Source organism: Nitrospinota bacterium, from assembly GCA_029881495.1.
GTDB lineage: Bacteria > Nitrospinota_A > UBA7883 > JACRGQ01 > JACRGQ01 > JAOUMJ01.
Genome location: JAOUMJ010000012.1, coordinates 51,928 through 76,552 on the forward strand (window position 1 = coordinate 51,928; position 24,625 = coordinate 76,552).

The 24,625-nt window shown below is 49.6% G+C and carries 26 protein-coding genes; 11 read left to right on the top strand and 15 right to left on the bottom strand.

Features of this window, described 5'->3' with window-relative positions; all coding sequences use genetic code 11:
* The first annotated feature begins 2 nt into the window (after positions 1–2).
* The 3 genes from kdsB to kdsA are packed head-to-tail and all read left to right on the top strand — an operon-like array spanning position 3 to position 3,155.
* Positions 3–728, top strand: a complete 726-nt coding sequence (gene kdsB / locus OEY64_07015) for a 3-deoxy-manno-octulosonate cytidylyltransferase (protein ID MDH5542698.1) — start codon at positions 3–5, stop codon at positions 726–728.
* Positions 721–2,322, top strand: a complete 1,602-nt coding sequence (locus OEY64_07020) for a CTP synthase (protein ID MDH5542699.1) — start codon at positions 721–723, stop codon at positions 2,320–2,322. Before kdsB ends, OEY64_07020 begins: the two co-directional genes overlap by 8 nt.
* Positions 2,323–2,324: 2 nt before the next feature.
* The gene (gene kdsA / locus OEY64_07025; protein MDH5542700.1) at positions 2,325–3,155 is read left to right on the top strand and encodes a 3-deoxy-8-phosphooctulonate synthase; all 831 of its coding nucleotides are present in this window, start codon (positions 2,325–2,327) and stop codon (positions 3,153–3,155) included.
* A 74-nt stretch (positions 3,156–3,229) separates the two neighbouring features.
* Here the strand turns inward: kdsA and OEY64_07030 are convergent, their stop codons facing one another.
* The 5 genes from OEY64_07030 to hemB all read right to left on the bottom strand — a co-directional run bounded on the left by OEY64_07030 (position 3,230) and on the right by hemB (position 8,666).
* Positions 3,230–4,291: a pentapeptide repeat-containing protein gene (locus tag OEY64_07030; GenBank protein MDH5542701.1), complete on the bottom strand. Its 1,062-nt coding sequence runs from the start codon at positions 4,289–4,291 to the stop codon at positions 3,230–3,232.
* Positions 4,292–4,473: 182 nt separating this feature from the next.
* Positions 4,474–5,919 (bottom strand): nicotinate phosphoribosyltransferase, encoded by a 1,446-nt coding sequence (locus tag OEY64_07035; GenBank protein ID MDH5542702.1) that lies wholly within the window; start codon positions 5,917–5,919, stop codon positions 4,474–4,476.
* 23 nt (positions 5,920–5,942) lie between these two features.
* The gene (gene pncA / locus OEY64_07040) at positions 5,943–6,590 is read right to left on the bottom strand and encodes a bifunctional nicotinamidase/pyrazinamidase (protein MDH5542703.1); all 648 of its coding nucleotides are present in this window, start codon (positions 6,588–6,590) and stop codon (positions 5,943–5,945) included.
* 149 nt (positions 6,591–6,739) lie between these two features.
* Entirely contained in the window at positions 6,740–7,351 is a 612-nt protein-coding gene (locus tag OEY64_07045; protein ID MDH5542704.1) for a hypothetical protein, read from the bottom strand.
* Between the two features lie 340 nt (positions 7,352–7,691).
* Complete coding sequence (gene hemB / locus OEY64_07050; GenBank protein MDH5542705.1) at positions 7,692–8,666, bottom strand: porphobilinogen synthase; 975 nt, start codon at positions 8,664–8,666, stop codon at positions 7,692–7,694.
* Between the two features lie 98 nt (positions 8,667–8,764).
* Between hemB and OEY64_07055 the strand changes: the two genes are divergently transcribed.
* From OEY64_07055 to OEY64_07065, 3 genes are read left to right on the top strand one after another with little or no spacing between them, the layout of a single operon-like run.
* Positions 8,765–9,322: a hypothetical protein gene (locus OEY64_07055; GenBank protein ID MDH5542706.1), complete on the top strand. Its 558-nt coding sequence runs from the start codon at positions 8,765–8,767 to the stop codon at positions 9,320–9,322.
* Entirely contained in the window at positions 9,322–11,049 is a 1,728-nt protein-coding gene (locus OEY64_07060) for a DUF2723 domain-containing protein (GenBank protein ID MDH5542707.1), read from the top strand. The genes OEY64_07055 and OEY64_07060 overlap by 1 nt, the downstream gene beginning before the upstream one ends.
* A 1-nt stretch (position 11,050) precedes the next feature.
* Positions 11,051–12,427 (top strand): hypothetical protein, encoded by a 1,377-nt coding sequence (locus OEY64_07065; protein ID MDH5542708.1) that lies wholly within the window; start codon positions 11,051–11,053, stop codon positions 12,425–12,427.
* 12 nt (positions 12,428–12,439) lie between these two features.
* Here OEY64_07065 and OEY64_07070 read toward each other — a convergent pair whose 3' ends face one another.
* From OEY64_07070 to OEY64_07110, 9 genes are all read right to left on the bottom strand, one after another.
* Positions 12,440–13,507 carry a mannose-1-phosphate guanylyltransferase gene (locus OEY64_07070; protein MDH5542709.1) on the bottom strand — a complete coding sequence of 356 codons (1,068 nt, stop codon included), beginning with the start codon at positions 13,505–13,507 and terminating at the stop codon, positions 12,440–12,442.
* An 87-nt stretch (positions 13,508–13,594) separates the two neighbouring features.
* Positions 13,595–13,720, bottom strand: a complete 126-nt coding sequence (locus OEY64_07075) for a hypothetical protein (protein MDH5542710.1) — start codon at positions 13,718–13,720, stop codon at positions 13,595–13,597.
* Complete coding sequence (locus tag OEY64_07080) at positions 13,717–14,904, bottom strand: MFS transporter (protein MDH5542711.1); 1,188 nt, start codon at positions 14,902–14,904, stop codon at positions 13,717–13,719. Before OEY64_07080 ends, OEY64_07075 begins: the two co-directional genes overlap by 4 nt.
* The gene (locus OEY64_07085; GenBank protein ID MDH5542712.1) at positions 14,885–15,403 is read right to left on the bottom strand and encodes a phosphatidylglycerophosphatase A; all 519 of its coding nucleotides are present in this window, start codon (positions 15,401–15,403) and stop codon (positions 14,885–14,887) included. The genes OEY64_07080 and OEY64_07085 overlap by 20 nt, the downstream gene beginning before the upstream one ends.
* Positions 15,404–15,503: 100 nt before the next feature.
* Positions 15,504–15,815, bottom strand: coding sequence for an Hpt domain-containing protein (locus tag OEY64_07090; GenBank protein MDH5542713.1), 312 nt, complete (start codon positions 15,813–15,815; stop codon positions 15,504–15,506).
* A 91-nt stretch (positions 15,816–15,906) separates the two neighbouring features.
* Positions 15,907–16,878: a diguanylate cyclase gene (locus tag OEY64_07095; protein MDH5542714.1), complete on the bottom strand. Its 972-nt coding sequence runs from the start codon at positions 16,876–16,878 to the stop codon at positions 15,907–15,909.
* A gap of 114 nt (positions 16,879–16,992) precedes the next feature.
* On the bottom strand, positions 16,993–17,952 hold the full coding sequence (locus tag OEY64_07100) for a diguanylate cyclase (GenBank protein ID MDH5542715.1): 960 nt from the start codon (positions 17,950–17,952) through the stop codon (positions 16,993–16,995).
* Positions 17,953–18,005: 53 nt separating this feature from the next.
* The gene (gene accD, locus OEY64_07105) at positions 18,006–18,875 is read right to left on the bottom strand and encodes an acetyl-CoA carboxylase, carboxyltransferase subunit beta (protein MDH5542716.1); all 870 of its coding nucleotides are present in this window, start codon (positions 18,873–18,875) and stop codon (positions 18,006–18,008) included.
* Positions 18,872–20,398 (bottom strand): 2-isopropylmalate synthase, encoded by a 1,527-nt coding sequence (locus tag OEY64_07110; GenBank protein MDH5542717.1) that lies wholly within the window; start codon positions 20,396–20,398, stop codon positions 18,872–18,874. Before OEY64_07110 ends, accD begins: the two co-directional genes overlap by 4 nt.
* Positions 20,399–20,769: 371 nt before the next feature.
* Between OEY64_07110 and OEY64_07115 the strand changes: the two genes are divergently transcribed.
* From OEY64_07115 to spoVG, 3 genes are all read left to right on the top strand, one after another.
* The gene (locus OEY64_07115) at positions 20,770–21,750 is read left to right on the top strand and encodes a glycosyltransferase (protein ID MDH5542718.1); all 981 of its coding nucleotides are present in this window, start codon (positions 20,770–20,772) and stop codon (positions 21,748–21,750) included.
* Between the two features lie 97 nt (positions 21,751–21,847).
* Positions 21,848–22,741 carry a 4-(cytidine 5'-diphospho)-2-C-methyl-D-erythritol kinase gene (gene ispE, locus OEY64_07120; GenBank protein ID MDH5542719.1) on the top strand — a complete coding sequence of 298 codons (894 nt, stop codon included), beginning with the start codon at positions 21,848–21,850 and terminating at the stop codon, positions 22,739–22,741.
* Between the two features lie 12 nt (positions 22,742–22,753).
* A complete protein-coding gene (spoVG, locus tag OEY64_07125; protein ID MDH5542720.1) occupies positions 22,754–23,077 on the top strand; it encodes a septation regulator SpoVG in 324 nt (107 codons plus the stop codon).
* Positions 23,078–23,151: 74 nt separating this feature from the next.
* On the opposite strand, the gene OEY64_07130 is transcribed toward spoVG, so the two are convergent.
* Positions 23,152–23,886 carry an XRE family transcriptional regulator gene (locus OEY64_07130; protein ID MDH5542721.1) on the bottom strand — a complete coding sequence of 245 codons (735 nt, stop codon included), beginning with the start codon at positions 23,884–23,886 and terminating at the stop codon, positions 23,152–23,154.
* 47 nt (positions 23,887–23,933) lie between these two features.
* On the opposite strand from OEY64_07130, the gene OEY64_07135 reads away from it, so the two are divergent.
* The gene (locus tag OEY64_07135) at positions 23,934–24,161 is read left to right on the top strand and encodes an excisionase family DNA-binding protein (protein ID MDH5542722.1); all 228 of its coding nucleotides are present in this window, start codon (positions 23,934–23,936) and stop codon (positions 24,159–24,161) included.
* A gap of 164 nt (positions 24,162–24,325) precedes the next feature.
* A partial coding sequence (locus OEY64_07140) for a cyclophilin-like fold protein (protein MDH5542723.1) occupies positions 24,326–24,625 on the top strand: 300 nt, incomplete at its 3' end.

Below are 24,625 nucleotides of genomic sequence, written 5' to 3' on the forward strand. Positions count from 1 at the left end.
ATATGGGTGGAGTAGTCGCCATAATTCCCGCGCGATACCAGTCGGAAAGGTTTCCGGGAAAACCGCTCGCGCTCCTTAAAGGGGAGCCGGTCATCATCCATGTCGCCCGAAAGGCGGCGGCTTGCAGAAACATCGACCATGTTATCGTCGCTACCGACAGCGAAGAGATCCATAACGCCGTTACCTCATCCGGTTTCATCGCCAGGATGACATCGGAGACACACCAATCGGGAACCGACAGAATTGCGGAGGTGGCGAAATACATAAATGACGACATAGTCGTGAACATCCAGGGGGACGAACCTCTAATAGACACCGACTCGGTTGATAAAGCGGTGAAAGCGCTAATAGACGATAAATCCCTGAATGTCTCCACGCTCTGCGTGCCGATAACGCAAGAGGATTTCAAAAACCCTAACGTTGTGAAGGTCGTTATGGACAACGACGGAAACGCCCTCTACTTTTCACGCTCCCCCATCCCCTACAACAGGGAATCGGGACTTCCAACGCCGATGAAGAAACATATCGGTCTTTATGTATACCGGCGCGACTTTCTGATAAAATACGCCGATATCCAGCCTTCGGAATTGGAGAGAGTGGAAAAACTGGAACAACTGAGAATACTTCAGAATGGGACGAGGATAAAGGTCATTACTGCTTCCAAGGACAGCATAGGCATCGATACGCCGGAAGACCTTATAAGGGCGGAGAACACCGGTAATGTCTAAATTCATATTCGTCACCGGCGGCGTCCTCTCCTCGCTCGGGAAGGGACTTTCCGCCGCGTCGATAGGGGCGCTTCTGGAACTGCACGGGCAGAAGGTCACCTTCATAAAACTCGACCCTTACATAAACGTGGATCCCGGCACAATGAGCCCGTACCAGCATGGCGAGGTTTTCGTCACCGATGACGGCGCGGAAACCGACCTCGACCTCGGTCATTACGAGCGTTTCGTCTCCACGCCGATGAGTCAGAAGAACAACGTCACGACCGGCAGGATATACGATTCGGTCATCAGAAAAGAACGCGAGGGTTACTACCTCGGCAAAACAGTGCAGGTGATACCGCATATAACTAACGAGATAAAGGAACGGGTGCATGAGGCATCCAACGGATTCGATATCACCATCGCGGAGATAGGGGGTACGGTCGGCGACATCGAATCCCTCCCCTTCCTTGAAGCTATGCGCCAGTTTCGCCTCGATGTCGGGAGAAAAAACACACTCTTCATACATGTCACGCTGATACCTTACATAAAAACCGCGAGGGAACTTAAAAGCAAACCTACCCAGCACTCCGTGAAGGAGCTTCGCGAGATAGGCGTTCAGCCCGATATCCTCCTATGCCGCACGGAGGTTCCGCTCCCGGAAGAGATGAAAGAAAAGATATCGCTCTTTTGCAATGTCGATTCGAGAAACGTAATCAACGCCAAGGATGTCGACTCTATATACGAACTCCCTCTTGTGTTCTTCGAGGAGGAACTGGACAAAATAATTCTCGAATCGCTCGAAATAAATATCGAACGAAAAGAGCCTGACGTGTGGCGGGAAGTGGTGAGAAAAGCCCTGAAGCCTTCCAAGGAAGTGACGATCGCTATCGTCGGCAAATATGTCGGCCTGCAGGAATCATACAAAAGCCTTGCGGAGGCCCTTTCGCACGGAGGGATAGCAAACGATGTAAAGGTAAACCTGAGATGGATAGATTCCGAGGCTCTTACCGAAAAGAATATCGAGGAGAACCTGAGCGGCTGTGCCGGAATCCTTGTGCCGGGTGGATTCGGCGAGCGGGGAGCTGAAGGAAAAATCACCGCTGTAAAGATCGCGAGAGAGAGAAAGATACCGTTCTTCGGCATCTGCCTCGGAATGCACTGCGTCGTTATCGAATACGCCCGGAACGTCTGCGGCATTAAGGATGCCAACAGCAGTGAATTCGGCCAGAACGGCAAAAACAACGTTATCGATATCATGCCGGATCAGGTAGGGAAGGACATGGGGGGAACCATGCGGCTCGGCAACTATCCATGCGCTGTTAAAAAAGGAAGCCACTCCTACCGCGCCTACGGGAACAGCACAAAGATTAACGAACGGCACAGGCACAGATACGAATTCAACAACAAGTACAAGGAGAAGCTTGAAAAGGCCGGTCTTGTCTTCAGCGGAATGTCGCCGGACGGCAAGCTGGTGGAGATCGTCGAGATAGAGGATCACCCTTGGTTCATCGCGGGGCAGTTCCACCCTGAATTCAAATCATCACCCTTAAAACCGCACCCGCTCTTTACATCCTTCATTGCGGCGGCAAGCGAGATGGAGTACCTTTTATAATCATGGCACAGCAAAAAACAGTAAAAGTAGGCGAACTTTCCATAGCGAACAACCTCCCGTTCACCCTTATTGCGGGGCCGTGCGTGATAGAGGACGAAAAGGGGGCGCTCTCCGCCGCCGAAAAACTGAAAAAGATGACCGACGAGCTGAAGATCGGGTTCATATACAAATCGTCATACGACAAGGGGAACCGCTCATCCATAGAATCGTTCAGAGGGCTCGGCATGAAGCGGGGCCTCACAATACTTCAAAAAGTAAAACAGAAATTCGGCATACCTGTCCTCTCCGACATACATAATGAAATGGAGATACCTCAGGCGGCGGAAGTTCTCGACATCATTCAGATACCCGCCTACCTCTGCCGTCAGACCGACATCCTCATAGCCGCCGCAAAGACCGGCAGAGTGATAAACGTGAAAAAAGGGCAGTTCCTCGCGCCGGGGGATATGGGGAACGTCGTCGACAAGGTTGTGAAGTCGGGCAACGACCGCGTGCTCATTACGGAACGCGGGACGACCTTCGGCTACAACAATCTTGTATCAGACTTCAGGGCTCTTCCGATAATGGCGGAGACAGGATACCCGGTGATATTCGACGCGACACACTCCGTGCAGTTGCCCGGCGGACAGGGCACAAGCTCCGGCGGCGAGAGAAGATTCGTAGCCCCGCTCGCGCGCGCCGCGCTTGCTGTCGGCGCGGCAGGAGTTTTCATGGAGGTTCACCCCGATCCCGACAACGCCCCGTGCGACGGCCCGAACATGCTCAAGCTCAAGGATATGCCAAGGCTCCTCGCCGACCTCCTCGCCATCGACACGATCGCTAAAAAGAAATAGCAGAAAAGTTTAACAAGACCGTCCATTCATTAACAACGGTTCTCTTTTTTGCATTGGTAGCACATAGGAAGCGACTACTTTATTACAACTTTAGATACATAATCTCCAATTTCTGGATCCCAATAGCCGCCTTCGCCGGTTCTCTTTGCTTCTTCGTAAACCTTGCGCAATTCTTCTAGTGCTCCCTTACCGTAAATTGCCTTGTCCCAGTTTTCGGCTTCCACTACGTGCCTATTATTAAATTTGGCTCCAATAAGTTTTGCCGATTTCAGGTTGGCTAAAGCAATAAATACCGATTGCAGGTTGACTCCTTCAAGGTTTGTGGATTCCAGGTTGGCTCCCAGAAAATTTGTCGATTTCAGGTTGGCTTCTCTAAGGTCTGCGAATTGCAGGTTGGCTCTTACTAGGGTTGCCGATTGCAGGTTGGCTCTTATTAGAGATGCCGATTGCAGGGCAGCATCTTCGAGAAATGCCGATTGCAGGTTTGCTTCGTAAAGATTTGCCGATTTCAGCTTGGTTCCTCTAAGGTGTGCCGATTTCAGATCTACTTTAGAAAGGTGGGCTGATTTCAGTACGGCCCAGTCAAGATTGACACCGTTTAAATTTGCTTTACTCAGATCAGCTTTTGCCAGACTTATGCCTACCATTTTTTTGGTTATCTCTCCCCCCTCTTCACGGAAGACTGTGTGGATAGCCTTTATGTAATTTTGGACTACGGTATCTTCGTCTACCTCTTCCGGTTGCCATGTCTGGAGAAGAGAGAAATATATTTCATATGCAGGTCTTCTGAATCTTTCGCCATGCTTGCCTATGGCAAATGGCTTCAACTGGTGAATTGCGGCTATCTGCAAGGTCCTCTCCTTATCGCCTTCTATACCTATTGCCCATTTCTGGATCTCGTGAAAATCTTTCTGGATGAGTTCTTCCTTTGCGTTCTGTATATCGGCCTTTTTATTCTGGTCGCGCCAGTACCAGATAAAAAGTGCTATTGGCGCGGCGGCAAACAAAGGGATGACAACGTTGAAAGGTTCCGCAAAAAGCTTAACTAGAAAATCCCTCTCGAAATGTATAAGAAGCAGCTCGATGAGACCGATTGCCGTAATGAGAAAAAACCGATAATGGTCTCTTACAAACAAGAAAGGGACTGATATTCTCTGCCAAATAGCACCCCATTTATCCCGAATGAACTTTCCTGGATTCATGGAAGAATTATACATTTTTGTAGCGTATCGCACATCTTTTCATACTGCTTGATTGCGCATGCCTTCACGGGGATGACAGAGGAGGAAGATTGATTCTCTATAGTTAGGAAAAATAATCAGCTGTCCGCACGGTTCTGCTTGAGGAGTTTGTCGGTCTCCTCTTTCAGCTTCGGGCCGAGGCTCACCTTGTAGACGTGAGGATTCATCAGTCGTCGCATCGTAGGATGCAACCTCTCCAACTGCAGCGATGCGCGGGCACGGATATCCTTCAACGCCGGAAACTGTACCGTCACCCTACCCCCTTTCATCACCTGTCTGAGAAGCGGTTCCGCTTCAGCAATTGAATCGTAAAACTTGTTCTGATACTCCATCACCGGATGATACCCCGTAACTCCTTTCGAGAAATCGTGCGCGACACCTTCCAGCTCCACGATGTCGGCCATCATCTCGTTTTCCGTACCGTAAAGCCTCCAGACCTGTTTAATCCCCGGTAGCGTAGACTTGTTTATATTGTCGCTCACTTTCAGCTTCATGTCCCACTTGCCATCGGCATCCTGCAAGGCTGTAAGTTTATAAACGATGGAGAGCGCGGAGGTGCCGTCGCCGGTCACCAGTTTTGTCCCAACGCCGTAGGAATCGATTTTCGCCCCCTGTATCTTGAGGTCGTGAATGATGTACTCGTCCAGGTCGCTGGAGCCGACGATGATCACATCCTTCAATCCCGCGTCGTCGAACATCCTGCGCGCTTCCGCGCTGAGGTACGCCAGGTCGCCGCTGTCTATCCTCACTCCGCGAAGGCGTCCCCCCTCACCCTTCATCTCAAGCGCGACCTTGATGGCGTTCGGCACACCGCTTTTCAGCGTGTCGTACGTATCCACCAGCAGGATAGAATTCTTCGGATAGATCTTTACGAAACTTCTGAAAGCCTCAAGTTCGCTGTCGAACGCCATTATCCAAGAGTGCGCCTGCGTCCCGGCCACAGGAATGCCGTACATCTTTCCGGCTTCTACGTTTGAAGTCCCGGCACACCCTCCGATATACGCGGAGCGGGAGGCGGTCAAGGCGCCGTCCACACCCTGCGCGCGGCGGAGGCCGAACTCCATTACGTTATCCTTCCCCGCTTCAAGCGATACGCGCGCCGCTTTTGTGGCGATGAGCGACTGGAAATTGAAAATATTCAAAAGCGCAGATTCGACAAGCTGACATTCAGGGAGGGGCGCTTCCACGCGTAGCAGAGGCTCTCGCGGAAAGACGACACTCCCTTCCGGTATCGCGTGAATGTCGCCGGTGAACTTGAAACTTTTCAGGTACTCCAGGAAACCTTTTTCGAAAAAACCGATGCTCCCGATATATTCAATATCCTCATCGGTGAATTTCAGCCCTTCCAGAAATTCAAGAGCATCCTCCATGCCCGCCAGTAGCGTGTAGCCTCCGTTGAATGGATTTTGCCTGAAGTAAAGATCGAAACATGCCCTCCGCTCCATCATCCCCGACTTCCAGTAACCCTGGAGCATAGTAAGTTCGTAGAGGTCGGTAAATATCGCGGACTTCGGATGGCTCACATTCTATCCTCCGGTTGAAGGTATCACGCTATCGCGGAGATATCGTTTTCGGATATCATCGCCACTCCGGCCCCTTCCATTTCACGCATCGCGACGGCGACGGAACCTTCAATATCTATTCCCCGGCACGCTTCTCTGATAAGAAAAACTTCATAGCCAAGCTTTCGGGCGTCGAGCGCGGAGTATTTCACGCAGAAGTCGGTCGCGAGCCCGGCGATGAAGATACGTTTCAGTTTTCGCTCCTTCATGTAACCATGCAGACCTGTCGGCGTTCTTCTGTCGTTCTCATAAAACGCGGAGTATGAATCGATATCCCTGTGAAAGCCTTTCCTTACTATCAGCTCCGCCATCGGGAGGTCGAGCCCTTTATGAAACTCGGCGCCAATGCTCCCCTGTACGCAATGAGCCGGCCATAGCGTCTGTTCCCCATATTCGGCAGTGACTGTTTCAAACGGCGATTTCCCTTCATGCGACGAGGCGAAGGAGAAATGCCCTTCCGTGTGCCAATCCTGGGTAAGTATCACATGAGGGAGCATCCTGCCGAGACGGTTAACGGACGGAACTACGAGGTCCCCTTCATTGACCGCCAGCGCGCCTCCGGGGCAGAAGTCGTTCTGCACATCTACCACGAGCAGAACATCAGATTCTTCGAGAACGGTTCCAATACCCATTTGCCCATCCTCCGCGGGTCAGCGACAAGATCCGCATCGGCAAATTTTACGAATTAATGCGACCTAACCTGCCAATTCATTTTAACTTTTTTGCGGCATGAAAAAAAGGAGCCGAGGACGAAACGGGCGAAAAACTCTACGCGGTTGAATTAATTCTTCCCCTGTTTTTCCTGTATCTTGAGCGCCCTTAATATATCGGAATTGGTGACATGCCCCGCCTCAAGGAGAATTTCGCCGATCCTTTTTTCCGGTGTCTGCTCTTTTTGAACGGCAAGGGCTTTTTCAATATCCTCTTCGGTGACATGTTCCAGGATATATTTCGTCAATATTTCTCCAAAAAGCATCCGCTTTTTTTTCTCTTTTGCCTCGGCTTCCTTCTCCTCCCGGCTCTCGCTCGTCTGCTCCTCGTCGTCCTCGTACTCGTCATCCTCATCGGTTTCGGCAACATGTTTGCTCAATAGCGCCGCCTTTACGCGATCTGTCGCGTCGGAAATGCCGTCGACCACGCTGTCGGCGGTTTTCGTAAAAATATCGTAGATGACCTTCAGCACGAACAGGGCTACAAAAATAGCGAGAGGAACAAGAACAATGGATACAAGGGCCTTCGCCTGGTCGGTTCTTTCGGCAACAGCACTCTCCGAGCTCTCCAGCTTGCGCCGGAATATCTCCTTTGCCTCGTCCGGCACCTCGATGTTTATGGAAAACGGATCGAACTGTGAGATGTTTACAATGATGTCGCTCACAAGTGCAAATTCAGACATTTCCCCGCCCCCCAAAAAACAAAAGAACAATTCAGAATATAGGGAGATATTAACCTTTAGCAGTTGATGCTTCAAATGGAATGTGGGAATTGAGTGGAAAAAGCATGTAAGAGACTACGGCCTATCCCGTCGGAAAAAGCGGTAGGCCGCAGGCAAAAACCAGTTCATTCGTCGAGTCTCTCCGATATGCCCCTAGTCTCATACATGCCAAGAACACCGGAAGGTGTCCTCCACCTCTTTGTACCATAATTACTGGAAAAACCAAATAGAAAATATACCTATTTTCATATTTATTAATTACTTATGCGAAAATTCATTCGCATGTTGATAACTGGAACTACTAACTATTTAATATTTCAGCCGCTTCCTTGGCGAAATATGTGAGTATCATATCGGCCCCGGCGCGTTTCATCGAAAGGAGCATCTCCATCATTACTCTTTTTCCGTCTATCCATCCCTTTTCGGATGCGGCTTTGACCATGGAATACTCTCCGCTGACGTTATAGGCGGCGACCGGGAGCGAGAACTCTGATTTGATCCTGAAGATGATATCCATGTATGAAAGAGCCGGCTTTACCATTATGATATCGGCGTTCTCCTGTATATCGAGGAAAACTTCCCTGAGCGCCTCCCTGCTGTTGGCCGGATCCATCTGGTATGTGGAGCGATCGCCGAACTGTGGCGAAGAATCGCACGCTTCCCTGAACGGCCCGTAAAATGCCGATGCGTATTTTGCCGAATATGCCATTATCGGTATCTCACCACACCCCTGGTTATCGAGAGCTTTCCGTATTATCGCCACTCTTCCATCCATCATATCGCTCGGCGCGACCATATCGGCCCCCGCGTCGGCGTGCGAGAGTGCCATAAGGCCGAGCTGTTCGAGCGTCGGATCGTTCAATATCTTTCCATCCTTCACTATTCCACAGTGCCCGTGGGATGTGTATTCATCGATGCAGACATCCGTGATAACGGTAAGTCCGGGAACGGCGTTTTTGATCTCCTTTATCGCCCTTTGCACTTCGCCGTTCGGGTCAAGCGCGCTTGTGCCCTTCTCATCCTTCTTTTCAGGGATGCCAAAAAGGATTACCGCCGGAATACCGAGGGATGAAACCTCCTTCACTTCCTTTGCGATGTTGTCTACGGAGAACCTGTAATTCCCCGGCATCGAGGAAATCTCGGTTTTTACCCCTTTGCCGTACGTTATGAAGAGGGGATAAATGAGGTCGTCCGGCGTTAGAATAGTCTCGCGCACCATTCTTGCCAGGCTAGCGGACGCCCTTGTTCTCCTGCCTCTGTATTCCGGGAATTGCATCACGCAATTCTAACCTGAAAACGGGATGGAATTAAACCGCGGAATTCAAATTAGCAAAAAAAAGCGGTAACCGTCTCCTTTGGTTATAATACTCCGACATGGAACAAAAATTCAGAAGACCGGAGACCAGGCAGATAATCTACGTCATACTCTTCGCCTTCACCTTCATCATGTTCTGGAAAACCCTTAACCACCGCTCCGCCGAGTATTACGAAATGGGGGAAAAAGCTCTTGAGGAGGGGAAAACTCTTCAGGCGATAACATTCTTTGAACGCTCCGCCCTTTACTACACTCCAAACAATCCATACACGGATGAGTCCGCCAAAAGGCTGGCCGAGATCGCCAAAGCCAATGGGGAGAACCTCTTTGGAAATCTGTCTGACCATGCCATCAAACGCATAGAAAAACAGATCTACCCTTCGTCGATCTCACAACCCGCAGAAAAGGGGGATATCGAAGACGACCTCCCGGGGGGCTTGACGATACCGCACAGACTCGCGATACATGCATCCTTTATTCTCTGGGTTGCCGGGATATTCTGGATCTTCAGAAAGGGCTTCACGGCCACCGGTGAAATAAACGTAAAGGAAGCTACAAACGGGCTCTTTACATTTCTAATATCACTATTTGTCTGGCTTTTCCTTCTGGCGGCGTGATGGGGCTGGCTGTATTTCTTGTCTCCTTTCTCCTCTATTCCTACACCGCCATACCGGTCATCTTTTACGAAGACAATCCCGAATTCATAACTACCGCCTATACACTCGGAATCGCGCATCCAAGCGGATACCCGCTAATAAACATTCTCGGAAACATCGCAGGACTTCTCCCTTTCGGCAACTTCGCGTACAGGTGCAACATCATGTCGGCGCTGTTCGGCGCTATCGCGGTCTATTTCTTTTTCCGGTGCTCCTTCACGCTTTCGAAGGAGAAGTTTTTCTCCGGGGCGGCGGCGCTGATATTCATGCTTTCGGGGAACCTCTGGACGCAAAGCTCGATCATGGAAGTCTATACTCTCCACTACGCGCTCTTCTTCTCGGTGTTCTGGATATCCCTCTCCGGTCGCCTTATAGACTTCAGGTGGCTGTTGATATCATCTTTCCTGTTCGGTTTTGCCATCACCAACCACCTCTCGTTCGCCCTCGGCCTGATCCCATTCTCGCTTTTATGGATCGCAAAGAGGAGCGAGTGGCGCTACAGGATGGACATCGGTAAATTCGGACTCGTTCTCCTCGCTGGTCTCCTTAGCTGGTCGGTTCATCTTTATCTCCCAGCGAGATCGATGTCCGGCACACAAGATATCCTGTTCAGCTGGGGGAGGATCGATTCGCTTTCGTCTTTCATGGGGAACATCACCGGCTTCATATACTCCGACCTCCCTTTCAACAAAGGGAACATGCAGGACAGGCTGAACATAATGATGGATTATTTCTCGAATTTCCCTATCTGGGCATGGGCCATATCCATAGTGCCGTTCGTATTCGGCATAATGAAGATGCTCGCCCTGAGCGTATCGGGGAGCCTGGCGTTTCTCCTTGGGATAGTCGCATTCTTCTTCTACTCGCTTCTTCATTATGCCGCCATAGATATCATGATGGTTATACCGTGGGGGCTAAGCCTTCTGGTAATCTTCTTCGGCATAGCGCGGCTCGGCAATTTCCTTAAAAAGGCGACCGCTTCGGTGCTCACTATACTGGCAATATACATGTACTCAAACGGCATGTCCGAATACGACCGCCACGAAGATTACACAGCATACGACTACATGGTAGATGTATTTGAAACTGTCCCGCCCGACGGAAGGCTTGAGACAGTAGCCGGATTCGAAGAGAACTACATCCTTTTCTATTCTACCTTTGGCCCCGCGGCCATTTATCCAAAGACCGGCGAGAGTGAAAACGCTAAGCTGGAGCCTTTTTTCCCCTATCTTAGCCTGGAGGTAAAAACATCCGCCACATACAGCCTGTTCAACATGGCACACCCTTATTCGGGCAAATACGGCGATATGGCAATATGGAATTACATCCGGTCGTTCAATCTCGACAAGACCCACCTTCGATTCAGGGAGGGGCCGCTTACAAGAAGCGCGTACAAAGGGGCCGTGCTTGCAAGAATTGCCGTGCAAAAGGGGCATGCCCTTATGAAAAACGGCGACAAACAGAAAGCCGGATTTTTCTATCAGCTTGCGGCAAAATGGAACACCGTAGGGGTACTCAAGGAGGCAACGATTCGCGACAGGTGGGGAGAGACGGACACCTCGATCGCCATGATAGAAGCATCTCTTAAATCCAGGCCAACGACCTACGCCTCCGCCCTCCTCGCAAAAATCCGCCTGGCAGAAAAAAAGGGGGATAGACCGGCGTTTCTCCCGGACACAAATCTGTAAAATGACCATAGCCGAAAAATACAAAAAGCATTCATATGTCATCTCAGCTTTTTCGGCCGTTGCAATAACCATGCTCCTTTTCACAAAAACAATTCCGGGAACTGCCGGCCCCGACACATCCCGCCTTGCATTAGCCGAATCACTGATAGAAAGAAACAGCTTGTTTATCGACCAATCGTATTTTTCTTATACCGGCGACCATGTAAGAATTGAAGGAAAAAGATTTTCTGATAAAGCTCCATTGCTGAGCTTTTATCTCGCAATCCCCTATGCCGTGCTGAATAAAGTATTTGGCCTCTCGTTCAGCACAAATCCGCAAACATGCCATTACATCCTCACCATCTTCTCAAGCGGCCTCTCCACGCTGGCATTGATGTACTACCTGCTCCTGCTTTTGAGAAGAGAAGGGGTAAGTGACAGCACTATTTCAATACTCCTGCTGTCAATGTATTACTCAACGATCCTGATGCCATACTCTTTCACCATAAACAACCATACCCCTGCAATAGCGATGATTCTGGCATCGTGGCACTACTCCAAATCGGGAAAACCGTTTCTTGCCGGGATTATCGCATCCTTCGCCGTAAGCGTGGATTTGGCTTCCGTTTTTATCCTTCTGCCGCTGGTCTTGTCTGACAGGAACAGAATTAGAATTATAGTCGGAGGCATTCCAGCAGCGTTATTGTTCATGGCATGGAATTTAATGACCGCCGGAAGCATAATCCCCCACAGCATGCGGCCGGAACTTTTCCAATATGAGGGATCCATCACCGCACCGGCAGTACAGGGCTCCGGGATAATGCATGATAATATTTCCGCCTACTTCCAGTATCTGTTCCATTATCTTATTGGAAGCAGAGGTCTATTTTTTTATAGCCCCGCCTGCCTCATAGGACTGTACGGCATACTGAAGCACCCGGGGAAATTCGTATACCCGGCGATCTCAATCCTTCTTTTTATTTTCGGCACGACATTGACCTCGAACAACTACGCAGGGTGGTGCTGGGGGGTCAGATGGCATATCCTTGCCATCCCGTTTCTCATCTACTCTATACACCCCCTGCTCCAAAAGCCTTCCCCGCTGTTCAAGACACTTTTTACGGTCGCTTTTATCGCAGGTTTTTCGCTATCCGTACTCGGCTCTAAAGATCCATGGCTGATGACACTGGATGAGGATTCATCACTTGAAGCGAGACTGACCATGAAAAAGAAGTACGTTGAACAGGACTACCTTTTCGGCATAGCGTTTGCCGAGAACGGCAAACTCCTCTACGCGGAAAAAAAGTTTGAAGACGCCCTTGGGAGGGATCCCGGTTATGAACCGGCGAGATCGGCAAAGAAGGCTGTTCGGGCCGAAAGGCTGAAAAGAGGTATCTAGCGAAATTCCCGGCTAGAGATAGTCGGCATAGCCGCGCCTCTCAATCTCTTCGACCATCGATTTTATCTCCTGCGCGCGGTCTTTCCTGCATATAAGGAGAGCATCGTCAGTTTCAACAATGATCAGGTTATCAACGCCCAGGAGAGCTACAAGCTTTTTTGAATACACCGTGTTTGATTCGGATGAAATTGAAACCAGTTCGCATCCGCTTTTTCTGTTGCCGGTTTCATCAGCTTTCCAGATATCGTCCAGCGCACTCCACGAACCGACATCGTTCCATGAGAAGTTGGCCGCAATAACCGCGATAACGTCAGCCGACTTTTCCATTACCCCTTTGTCAATAGACACCGGCTCGATCGAACCATAGAACTCTTCCAGGGAGTCCGCTCCCGCTCCCTGCAGATGGTGTTTCTCAATAGCGGAGTTCAGCTTGGGAAGACAAGCCTTCACCCTTGCCATGAAAATATCGGCTCTAAACACGAACATACCGCTGTTCCATAGGTATCGTCCCGATTCCAGATAAAATTTCGCCTTTTTCCGGTTCGGCTTTTCCATAAATGAACGAACATGGAAATATGATGAATCTATCTTGTTGCTGACTTCGATATACCCGTATCCCGTTTCGGGATAGGTTGGCCTTATTCCGAATGTGACTATCATTTTTTTCATTTCTGCCAGTTCAATGGCCGTGTTGATGTCCTCTATAAGTTTCTCCTCTTTTCCGACGACATGATCCGCGGGGAGAACTACCATCAAGGCATTTGGATCCTTCTTCAGCAGGATAGAGGCAGGAAAAGCTATTGCCGGAGCAGTGTTCCTCCCTTTCGGTTCAATGATAATGTTTTCCACGGGGAGGTCATGGGCGCTTTCCAGAACATGCTTGGAATGGCTTCTCGCGGTTATGATAAATATCCGCTCCTTTGGAATAAGCGGGGAGATCCTTTCGATGGTCTTGCGGAGAAGGGTTTTGTCCCCGTCAAGAGCTATAAGCTGTTTCGGTTTCGCCTCCCTGGAGAGGGGCCAGAATCGCTTCCCTCTCCCTCCGGCGACAATAACTGCGTAAAGAGAATCTTTGTTCAATCGGTTCCCCAATATTGCTAAATGATTAATTTCGGATATTACACCAACCTGCGGAATACCACGAAATTATAGTTTATTTCCCGCTTTTTAAGTCTGTTTTTTTGACGATCTGAAATATTTACGCCCCTCAGGCGGAACAATCCCGTTCAAAACGGCCTTGTTGCGATCCCCGTCGCTTGCCGCGCCTCTTCGGCTGATATCCAGTATTGTCAATACTCCCTGAAACCGTGCTTGATGAATATTCCGCCAAACACAAACAGAAGCAGAGCCATACCGATCGAACAGAGAAAACAAGCGATGAAAACCTCCCTGAGATCGCCGAAAAGGAGAACCACGGCCAATAAAGGCGGCCCGATAGTCTGACCAAGGCGGATGGTCATGCCGTAAAAGGATACCAGAAGGCCCCGGTATTCGGACGGCGACAGACCGGCAACTATGGACTGCACAAGCGGGAGCGTGATCCCCATACATGAGCCGACAAGGAGCATCACCAGGAACAGCCACACCTGCGAAGGGATGTATAGCACCAAAAGAAACGCCGTAGCCAGGAAAAGAAACCCTAAAACCAGCATAGCCCTTCTGCCGATAAGTTTTTCTATCTGGGACGAAAGAGGGGCGATTATCGCAGACGCGAACGAGGAAGATGCAATATATATCCCGATGGAAAAAGGGGACATGGAGAAATGATTTCCCATGAAAAACGTAAGGTAGGTGAGAACTCCGCCGTAAAGGAGCACGAATATCAACAGCCCAACCAAAAAGGCAAAAATGCTTTTAAATGTGAAGATATACCGCTTTGCATGATTAAAGTATTCCAGGAAATTTTCGCGCTTCTGAAACTCTGGCTCTTTTAAATAAACAATTACGAATAACGCAAGCGGCAATCCAAGCCAGAACATTAAAAATGGGGCTTTCCAGCTGACAGTCGCCAGCGTTCCACCAATAAACGGAAAGGCGGCCGTGCCGACCGAAAGGACAGCCGCGTTCAATCCCATAACCTTGAGCCTTAAGTCTTCATGAAAAAGATCTCCAACCAGAACCGTAGAGATCGCCGGCAGGGCCGCTCCACCAATCCCCTGAATGAACCTGAAAGCCACTATCCAGTAGAAATCATCAAGCCAGTAAATAGCGCCCCCTGCGACGCTGAAAATCGTGAGTGAAACCACAAGGATAGGCTTTCTTCCGATCTTGTCCGCGAGCACTCCGAGAAAAAGAATAAAGAGTACGCCGGGGAGAGTGTAGCTGGAAATAATCAATCCGACTTCAGCGGGCGTAACGGAAAATTCCGCCCCTATAACCGGGATGACGGGAATAACAAGACTTACGCTTACGATACCGCCCAGCGTTATAGCGAATATGATGTAGAGATTTATATCTTTATAAATTGATGTATTCATGCAGAAATAATTCAACGCCGTACAGCGAAACCAGCGCGTAAATCCCAGCCACAACGTCATCCATCATTACGCCGACCCCACCCTTGATGTTTTCAAAATTCCTGGCCGGGGGCGGTTTCACGATATCGAAAAAACGAAAGAGGAGGAATCCGGACAAAACAAGGATCGTGAAGACCTTGTCATCCGCGGCAAAAGAGGTCCCGACAAGAGGAAGATACGTTATCAACTGACCGGCAATCTCATCAATAACAATTTTCCCGCTGTCCTTCTCGCCGAATATAGTTTCCGCAATGGATGACACCGGAATCCCGATAACCGTTATCGCGAGAGTGATGCCAAAATATGAAAACATGCTCAATTCGTTTATCAGAAGAAATATTGCAACCCCCACCAGGGAGCCGGCAGTGCCGGAAGCAAAAGGGGAAAATCCAGTCCCAAAACCGCTTGCTATGAGAACTACCGGAATGTTTTTTGCCGACGATTTACTTCCGGTTTGCATTGGGACAAGTTTAACATAAAGTGAAACCCGGCATGCACGGTTATCTCGATCCGAAGCATAAGATGCGACGAGCGGATCGCGCACTGATCGGGTTTAAGATTTAATATTTAACCTCAATCCTGGCGAGGTAGGAAACAAGCTCTTCAATGTGACTGGTTATTGCAGCAAGATCGCTATTTTTTGCCGATTCCTCGATGGCCCCACCGATTTTTGTCAAACCCTCAAATCCGTACCCCCCGCCAGAGCCTTTCATGCTATGACCTGTGATCTTGATCACCTCAAAATCCTTTTGGGAAACAGCATCCTTTAAAATGCCAACATCTTTTTGCCGATTTTCCAGGTATGCCGGAATAAGATCGGCCAAATCAGGATCGGCCTTGATTATTATCGGTGCAGTATCCTTACTATTCATAACTCCACTCCTAACAAAATCAGGTTTTCAGTTACCAAACTCCCGCTCAACTCCCAGCACTCAACACCTTCCATCCAGCGCATAGCCAACGTCAGCTTTGTGGCTTCAGGCTTTTGAAAACAGCCACCTTATTGCGCCCGCTTTTTTTCGCGTCATACAGAGCGGCATCCGCATTATTAAGCAGGCTTTCAGCGCCTGAAGCAAGTTCTGGCACTTCAGTGGCCACTCCGATGCTTAACGTGACAACTTTTGATACCTCCGAATCTTCATGGACAATAGCCGCTTCATGGACTTTCATCCTCGCTTTTTCGGCAATCACAACGGCATGCTCGGCATCGGTATTCGGAAGAACTACCACAAATTCCTCCCCGCCATATCTGGCGGCGACATCGCCGGGCCTTTTAAACAGACCTCCTATAATCCCAGCTACCCTGGCAAGACATGTATCCCCTTTCTGGTGACCATATGTGTCATTGTACTTTTTAAAATGATCGATATCGATCATCAGAATGGAAATCGGCGTTTTGTTCCTGAAAGACCGCTTCCATTCATTTTCATATGCCTCATCGAAGTAACGTCTGTTTACGAGGCCGGTCAGAGCGTCATGGGTAGAGATAAACTCCAGTTTTTTATTCGCCTCCTCAAGCTTTACGAGAAGCTCCTTGCGGCGATCCATTTCGTATTTCAGTTTCAAAGCGGATCTGACCCTTGCCCTCAGCTCGGTTTTCCTTATCGGCTTTTGCACATAATCTATCGCTCCCGCCTCGAAAGCCCTTTCCAGATCGGATTCATCCGTGCTTGCAGTCACCATGATAATCGGGATATCGGCAAATACAGGCTCCTGTTTGATAAGGAGACAGGCCTCAATACCATCAATGCCGGGCATCATTATGTCGAGCAGGATTAGATCAAATGAGCGATCAGGTGTTCCGTTTATACCGAGGATTTCAATCGCTTCGGAGGCGGAGGGAGCGGTGAAGATCGTTGAACCTTCCAATTTTTTCAGCACTTCTTCCAGCAAAAATCGGCTGTCCTTGGAATCATCAACCAGCAGTATCTTCAAAATGCCTCCACGGATTTTTTATTGTCATGGTCAGTTTTGGGATAACGACGAACAATCATCCCGGACACCCCCAAGCCTAACATAAATCTCAGAATAATTGAATTTTCGGCAATATCATCGGCCAAACACCTTCACCCTGTTGCGGCCTTCTTTCTTCGCCTGGTATAGCGCCTCGTCGGCATTTTTTACTACTGTCGCAATGGTGACCTCGCCGTCCGGGATGATGCTTGCTATCCCAGCGCTTATGGTAAGGAACTGGCCCGCGCTAGAAAACTTATGTGGGATTTTAAGCAATTCTATGGAATCACGGACCTTCTCCGCCATTACTATGGCATCGCGGCTGTCGGCATATCCCAATGCCATCACAAATTCCTCCCCGCCATACCGTGCCACTATGTCACTTGGCCTCTTTACAACACCTTCAAGCGCCTTCCCGACAAGCTTCAGCGCCTCGTCACCTTTCTGGTGGCCATAGTTGTCGTTGTACGGCTTGAAAAAATCTATATCCATCATTATCACCGCGATGGAGGACTTGGTTCTGCAGGCCCGCGCCCATTCATTCTCCAAGAACCTGTCAAATGTCCGCCTGTTTGGAATGCCGGTCAATCCGTCTATCGACGACAGCAATCTCAGCTTCCGGTTTGCCATCTCGAATTGATGGGCTATATCCTTCCTGCGGTCCATCTCCTGCTTGAGGCGCAACAGGGAGCGAACCCTGGCATGAAGCTCGACCTTATTAAAGTTCTTATCAATAAAATCGGCCGCTCCCGCGTCAAATGATTCCCGCAAAGCGTCGTCTTCCTTTCTCGCGGTCATAATAATTATCGGAATATCACGGAGCTCATCCAGCGACTTCAGCCTGAACGTCGCCTCAATTCCGTCCATGTCCGGCATGGTGAGGCTCATTATGATCAGATCCACACCTATCCTGCCGGTCTCCTCAAATGAAAGACCGATGATCTCAAACGCTTCCTGTGCCGACTGTGCCGACACTACCTGATAGCCGAACTCCTTCAAAGCCTCTTCCAGCACAAGGCCGGTCACTTTGGAATCGTCAACTACAAGTATCTTCACGGGATTCCTCTTGGCTAATACTCGTAGGTTCTGAATATTTTATCCGGCAAAATTCATTCCCCCCTGTTTTCCGGAGGTATCGCCGCGCTCATATGCCTGATCAGATTTGTAATCGTTCCCTTCAGTTCCGAACGATTCAAAATAAGATCCAGAAAACCGTGCTCCAGAAGGAATTCTGACGTCTGGAAACCTTCAGGGAGTTTTTGCCTTATAGTCTGCTCAATAACCCTCGGTCCCGCAAAACAGATCAGGGCTTTCGGCTCTGCAATTATCACGTCGCCAAGCATGGCGAAAGAGGCCGTAACGCCGCCGGTGGTCGGATGCGTTATCACCGAAATAAACGGCAATCCCGCCTCATGCAGGATCGCCATACCGGAAGATGTCTTTGCCATCTGCATCAGGGAAAATGTCCCTTCCTGCATTCTAGCCCCGCCACTGCACGATACCGTTATCAGCGGACTCCTGTTCTCAACCGCCCTTTCGACGCTCCGCGCGATCTTCTCGCCTACCACCGAGCCCATGCTCCCCGCGAGAAACCCGAACTCGAACACGGACATCTCCACCAGCCAGCCGTTCATACGTCCGGTACCGCATACAATGGCTTCCTTAACGCCGGAAACTTTCTCCGCAATCTTTACCCTTTCCTTGTATTTCTTCGTATCCTTGAATTTCAGCGGATCGGTAGATTGCAGGTTTTCGTCGTACTCCTTGAATGTTCCCTTATCTATCAATAGCTCGATCCGCTTTGCCGCGGATATCGGATGGTGCTTACCGCACTTCTTGCATACTCGAAAACCATCTTCAAAGTCAGCGCTGTAGATCATATCACCGCAGTCTTCACACTTCACAAAGACCCCTTCGGGTACGCCACGCTTGCTGCTCCCTTTATCCAAAGGAGCCTTCCCGCTTGTAAACCAGCTCATTTTGCCCCCTTTCTCTCGACTAGCGAACGATTCAACGCGTTTATGTAGGCATGCGCGCTTGCCTCCACCGTATCGGTCGAAGCCGCTCTTCCCCTTACAATTTGTCCTTTCCCGAATTCAACCAGAACGGTCACTTCCGCCATGGCATCCTTGTCGGGTGTGGCCGCCTTTACAGAATAATTCTTAAGCTTCCCCTTTTCCCCTGTTACCATATCAATGGCGTGATAAAGTGCGTCTATCGGTCCATCGCCTGTGGATGAGGCGGTTTTTCGCTCGTCTTTCCCCTTGGAAGAAAGCTGTACCGTCGCCGTTGGAAGAGTGCTGTTCCCGGTAGTAATATTGAAATACTCAAGCTCATGATACTTCCCGCGGGCAACTACCTCGTCTCCGAGAAGGGCCTCGATATCCTCGTCAAACACATCCTTCTTCTTGTCCGCAAGATCCTTGAACCTTTGGAACGCGGCGTTAAGGCGGTCTCCGTTCAGCGTGAATCCCAATTCGGCGATTTTCTTGCTGAACGCGTGACGACCGGAATGCTTACCCATGACCATGCTTGTTCCGGTCATCCCAATCGACTCGGCTGTCATAATCTCAAACGTCTCCCTTTTTTTCAGTATCCCGTCCTGATGAATGCCCGACTCGTGGGCAAATGCGTTTTCCCCTACGATTGCCTTGTTCGGCTGAACAGAAATGCCGGATATCGTGGAGAGGAGCTTGCTTGTCTTGTATATCTCCTCGGTCTTCACCTTTGTCGCATGACCGAAGAAATCCTTACGGGTCTTGATGGCCATGACAATCTCCTCAAGAGATGTGTTGCCTGCCCTCTCGCCAATGCCGTTTACCGCGCACTCTATCTGGCGCACTCCATGCTGTATCGCGGTAAGCGCGTTTGCGGTCGCAAGGCCAAGATCGTTGTGACAGTGAACGCTGAATATCGCCTTCTTATGATTGGAGACATTCGCCATTATACCGTCTATCAGTTCGGCAAACTCGTCCGGTATCGCGTACCCGACCGTGTCTGGAATATTGATAGTGGTCGCGCCGGCCTCGATCGCTTCGTAAAATATCTCGTGAAGGAACTTCGGGTCGGAACGCGAAGCGTCCATCGCCGAAAACTCCACATCCGGGGTGAAGCTTTTGGCAAGCCTTACCCCATCCCGTGTCATCTTGATCACCTCCGGCCTCGATTTCCTCATCTGGTGCTTGAGATGGATATCGGAAGTGCTGACAAAGGTATGTATCCGGTTTTTCCTCGCCGGTTTAAGCGCCTTCGAAGCGGTGATAATATCGTTCTCCAGCATTCTCGCAAGACCGCATATCACCGGCCCCTTCACCTTTTCGGCAATTTTTTGGACAGCCTGGAAATCGCCTTCACTGGCGATCGGAAAACCGGCCTCAATGACATCAACTTTAAGCTTCGCTAGCTGATGCGCCAGCTGAAGTTTTTCCTCCGTATTCATGGAAAAACCGGGAGCCTGCTCGCCGTCTCTTAATGTCGTGTCAAAAATCACAATGTTGGGCATAAAACCAATCCTCCTGAAGGATATTGTAAATCATTTTAAATCTAAACACTTAAGTGTAGCAAAAAAATGAAATATATTGAAAAGGTGTGAATAAACCATACCTTCAGCTAAACTTTTCCTGAAATATAGACTATAATCTATTACGTTTTACTGTAACTGAAAATTTAACGGTTATTAAATGAAAAACCGTGGAACTGTAATAGCCGAGTACTGTTTAATACAGATGGCAAAAACGGATACTAAAAATATTGGGGGAGATTTTGTAGCATGAAGGGGATTTTTCAATATTCTGCGCCAAGCATGCCGGAGATGAAAAAGCAGAGGCTGAACGCTCCCTTGACCAGAGACGACTTCGCCGATTCCCCCATTGCATGGATATTGAGCTAAAAAACCAGCCGATGAAAATATCCGTAATCCTTCCGATACACAACTCGCGCACTATGGTAGGGAGAGTTATTGAAGCTTATAGAGCGATCGACTACCCGGACATGGAACTTATTATCGTCGATGACGGTTCAACCGACGGCTCCAGCAATATCGCCTCGCGATACAATTTAAAGATAATACGACAGGAGCAAAGTGGGCTGGCGAAAGCAAGGAATACCGGCTGGAGAGCTGCAACCGGAGATTTCTGCTATTTCACGATTTCAGATTGTCTACCTCGATCCGACGTGCTCACAATACTTTCGAAATATTTCAAGGATGAAACTGTCGCCGCCGCCGGAGGAACTAGCGATATAGCGAATTCGCAATACCTCCTCCCAAGGCTCATACAATCTGAAAAAACATACCTGCACCGCCAACTTCCGGAAAGGGTCGACTTCCTTACTTCCAACAACATCGTCATAAGAAAAAAAGTGCTTGAGGAGGTCGGCGGATTCAACGAGGGGTATGAAACATCGGAATCGGCTGATACCGACCTCTCGTTCCGGATAAGAAAGGCGGGATTCGACATGGCATTCGACATAAGGGCCTCCACGCTCCAGTTCTTCGACAACTCGCTCTGGAACTACATGGTGCAGCAATACGAATATGGAAAATGGAAGGTAAAACTCTTTATTGACCACAATGACAGAATGACAGGCGAATATTACGCAAATATCCTGGAATTTTTTCGGCCACTGATAGCACTTATGCTAATCGTCGAAATACCGCTTATCTTTTTCGACCCTACCAAGAATTTCTACATGTACATACTGCTGTTTTACACGGCATTGCAGTTCCCCTCGCCAATAATGATGGCAATAAAGACCGGCAGGCTGGAAAACCTGTTGCTCGCTCCGGTAACCTTCCTTAGGGGAATAGCCAGGGGCCTTGGTATCGCAGCGGGGATACTGAAATTCGGAATATGAAGGCGAATCGGTACGACCCGCAAAAATTTCGACATAGCAAACCTCACAATCCTGGATCGATCCTGTCCCCCATTTAGAGGCAGGAAAATGTCCTGACATGACCATCGGTACTTCCACCCCCGCCTACTTCCTCTCCCCTGCGAAAATCAACCTCATCCTTAAAGTCACAGGGAAGAGAAAGGACGGGTATCACAACATCGCCACCCTTTTCCAGATGGTGGGACTCTACGACAAGCTCACCTTCGCGCCCGATACAGGGGGAAAGGTCACAGTCGCATGCAACGTCCCCGGGATGGAGGAGAAGGATAACATCGTATACAAGGCGGCAATGTCGCTATGGAAACCAGGTTGCAAAGGCGTTTCCATAAGGATAGAAAAGAACATACCGGTTTCCGCCGGTTTGGGAGGAGGGAGCTCAAACGCCGCCACCGCCCTGGCTGTTCTGAACAGATTTTGGGGACTTGGTCTTTCCGGAGCCAGACTGGCGACAAAGGCTAAAAACCTTGGCGCTGACGTCCCTTTCTTTCTATCGGCCCCACGCGCCTGGGCTACCGGCATAGGCGAGCGCCTCACACCCCTGCCGAACTGCGAAAAATTCCATATTCTCCTTGTAAACCCGGGAATCAGCGTTCCGACCGTGGAAATATACCGCCATCTCCCTCCCGAATTGACAACCAAACCGGGAATAATTAAAATACCCCGGAGGATTAGGGAATATATTTCGTACGAAGATACGGTTGATTTCCTTGAAAATGATTTAGAACGCACAGTCGAGCTACGGTACCCGCTTGTTACCTTGGTGAAAAAGGAACTAGGGAGGTACGCACAAAAGGGGGTGATGGTTTCAGGAAGTGGAGCAACTGTTTTTGCTCTGTTCAAATCTAAAAACGAAGCTGACGCCGCTATTAAGGGGATGAAACAAATAGGTTGGTGGTGTTCGCTCGTTGAACCGTTAGATAGCATGGGGCATCTTGAAAATGCATTTCGATGAGGGTTATTAATAATGAATATTACTGAAGTGGTTATAAGGCCGGTTGAAGATGAGCGACTCAAGGCATATGTGTCTTTAACATTCGAAGACGCGCTTGTAATCAAGGATATCAAGATAGTCGACGGGAAAAACGGGCTTTTTGTCTCGATGCCAAGCAGAAGAAAAAAGAATGGAAAGTATCAGGATATCGCGCATCCGATAAACACCGATTTCCGAAAGATGATGGAAGACAGAATTTTCAGCGAATACAAAGAGGTGATGAAAGAGTACGGCTCTGAAATCAACATCGAGCGAAGAGCGCTTGAAGAGGAAGAAAAGAGCAGAAGCGCCTATTAAAACCGCAAGGGGATGGTCGATCGTTCAGCCAGATAGGGAGAGGCTTGTATAAAGGCAGAATAACTGCCAAATGTTCAAATCGGCCTCGTGAAATTCTTCCAACCCCCTATAACCAGGCCCACTATCGGGGAGCTGTTCTCCCTGAGATCCACTATCCTTATCTTCTCCGCTGTGTTTACCGGAATAAGAAAAAGATTATGCCCGTCCCTTTCCAGCAGTTTTGCGGTTACGCCCCCCTCTGACTGGACCGCGTATATCCTCCCCTTCTGTATCCTTTCGCGATCCGCCCCGCGGTCGATAACGACAATATCCCCGCTGGCAAGGTGGGGCCACATCGATTCCCCTGAAACACGGCACGCCACGAGATCCCTCGCCTTGGCGGAGGCGACCTTCAGCGGCCTGACATGCACCACGACCCATTCGATAACATTCTCTTCCGCGATTATCGGTTCCCCCGCCGCTATCTCTCCGTCTACCAGGGGGACGGAAAAATACTCCTCCTCCGAAAGTTGCCTCGGGGGCATCGGCGCGGAAAATCCCCCCCCTTCGTTTTTCAGTTCCACAGGAGGTTCATTCCCCGTAAGGATCCATTCGATGCTTTTCGAAGATATCGCGACGAGCCTCATCAGGATGTCGGCGGACGGGAGCATAACCCCCTCCTCGTAACGCTTGATGGTGGTATGGCTCACGCCAAGCCTTTTGCCGAAGGCGAGTAGCGATTCCCCCCCGCGGAGGGATTTTATTCTCTTTGCGAGGTTTTTTTTATTAACCCGTTTTGTGCGGATTAGTTCAACTTTTCTTATTGACATTGTGCTCATGCGCACATTATAATTGGCATCACTGGAGGAGTCAAGATATGGAAAAAACCAACGCGCTAAAAGAGGTGTCGGCAGAAAGGGGCAATTTCGCCTCGCCGGGGAGAAGGTTTCTGTCGGTGCAGAGTGTGGCAACCAGATGGAACGTCTCGGACAGCACAGTAAGAAGGCTGATCGATGAGGGGGAACTGAAAGGAATTAAAATAAGAAGGACATTCAAGATACTTGCCGAATCGGTAAGTGAATACGAATCGCGCTCTTCCTTCTGATTCCTGTCATGCTGAACAAATGGGGGGGTGAATCGGCAAAAGAGGCCACAACACCGATATGGGGACGGCTCAGGTGATTCAGTATCAACCCCCGCTTCAGACCTGTTGTTCAGAAGTGCTGAGGTTCCATTGAAAAGTTCCATATTATTGTTGCATCTTGAATCATGCCGATTCAGAATGAACATGTAATGAAAAGGGTGCATATCGTCTGGGGATTTGGTCACGTCACGGGGGTGCTCTACGATACTCCGACGGCCAGGAAAGTCCTTGCGGCGCTTCCAATCGAATCCGAATCTAAACGCTGGGGGGACGAAGCGTACTTTGAGACCGGTATCACGGCGGAGCTGGAACCGGATGCCAGAGATGTCGTAGAACCCGGCTCTATCTGCTTCTGGGTCGAGGGGAACTCGATCGCCATCGCCTGGGGTCCGACACCCATCTCCAAAGCAGGGGAGTGCAGGATG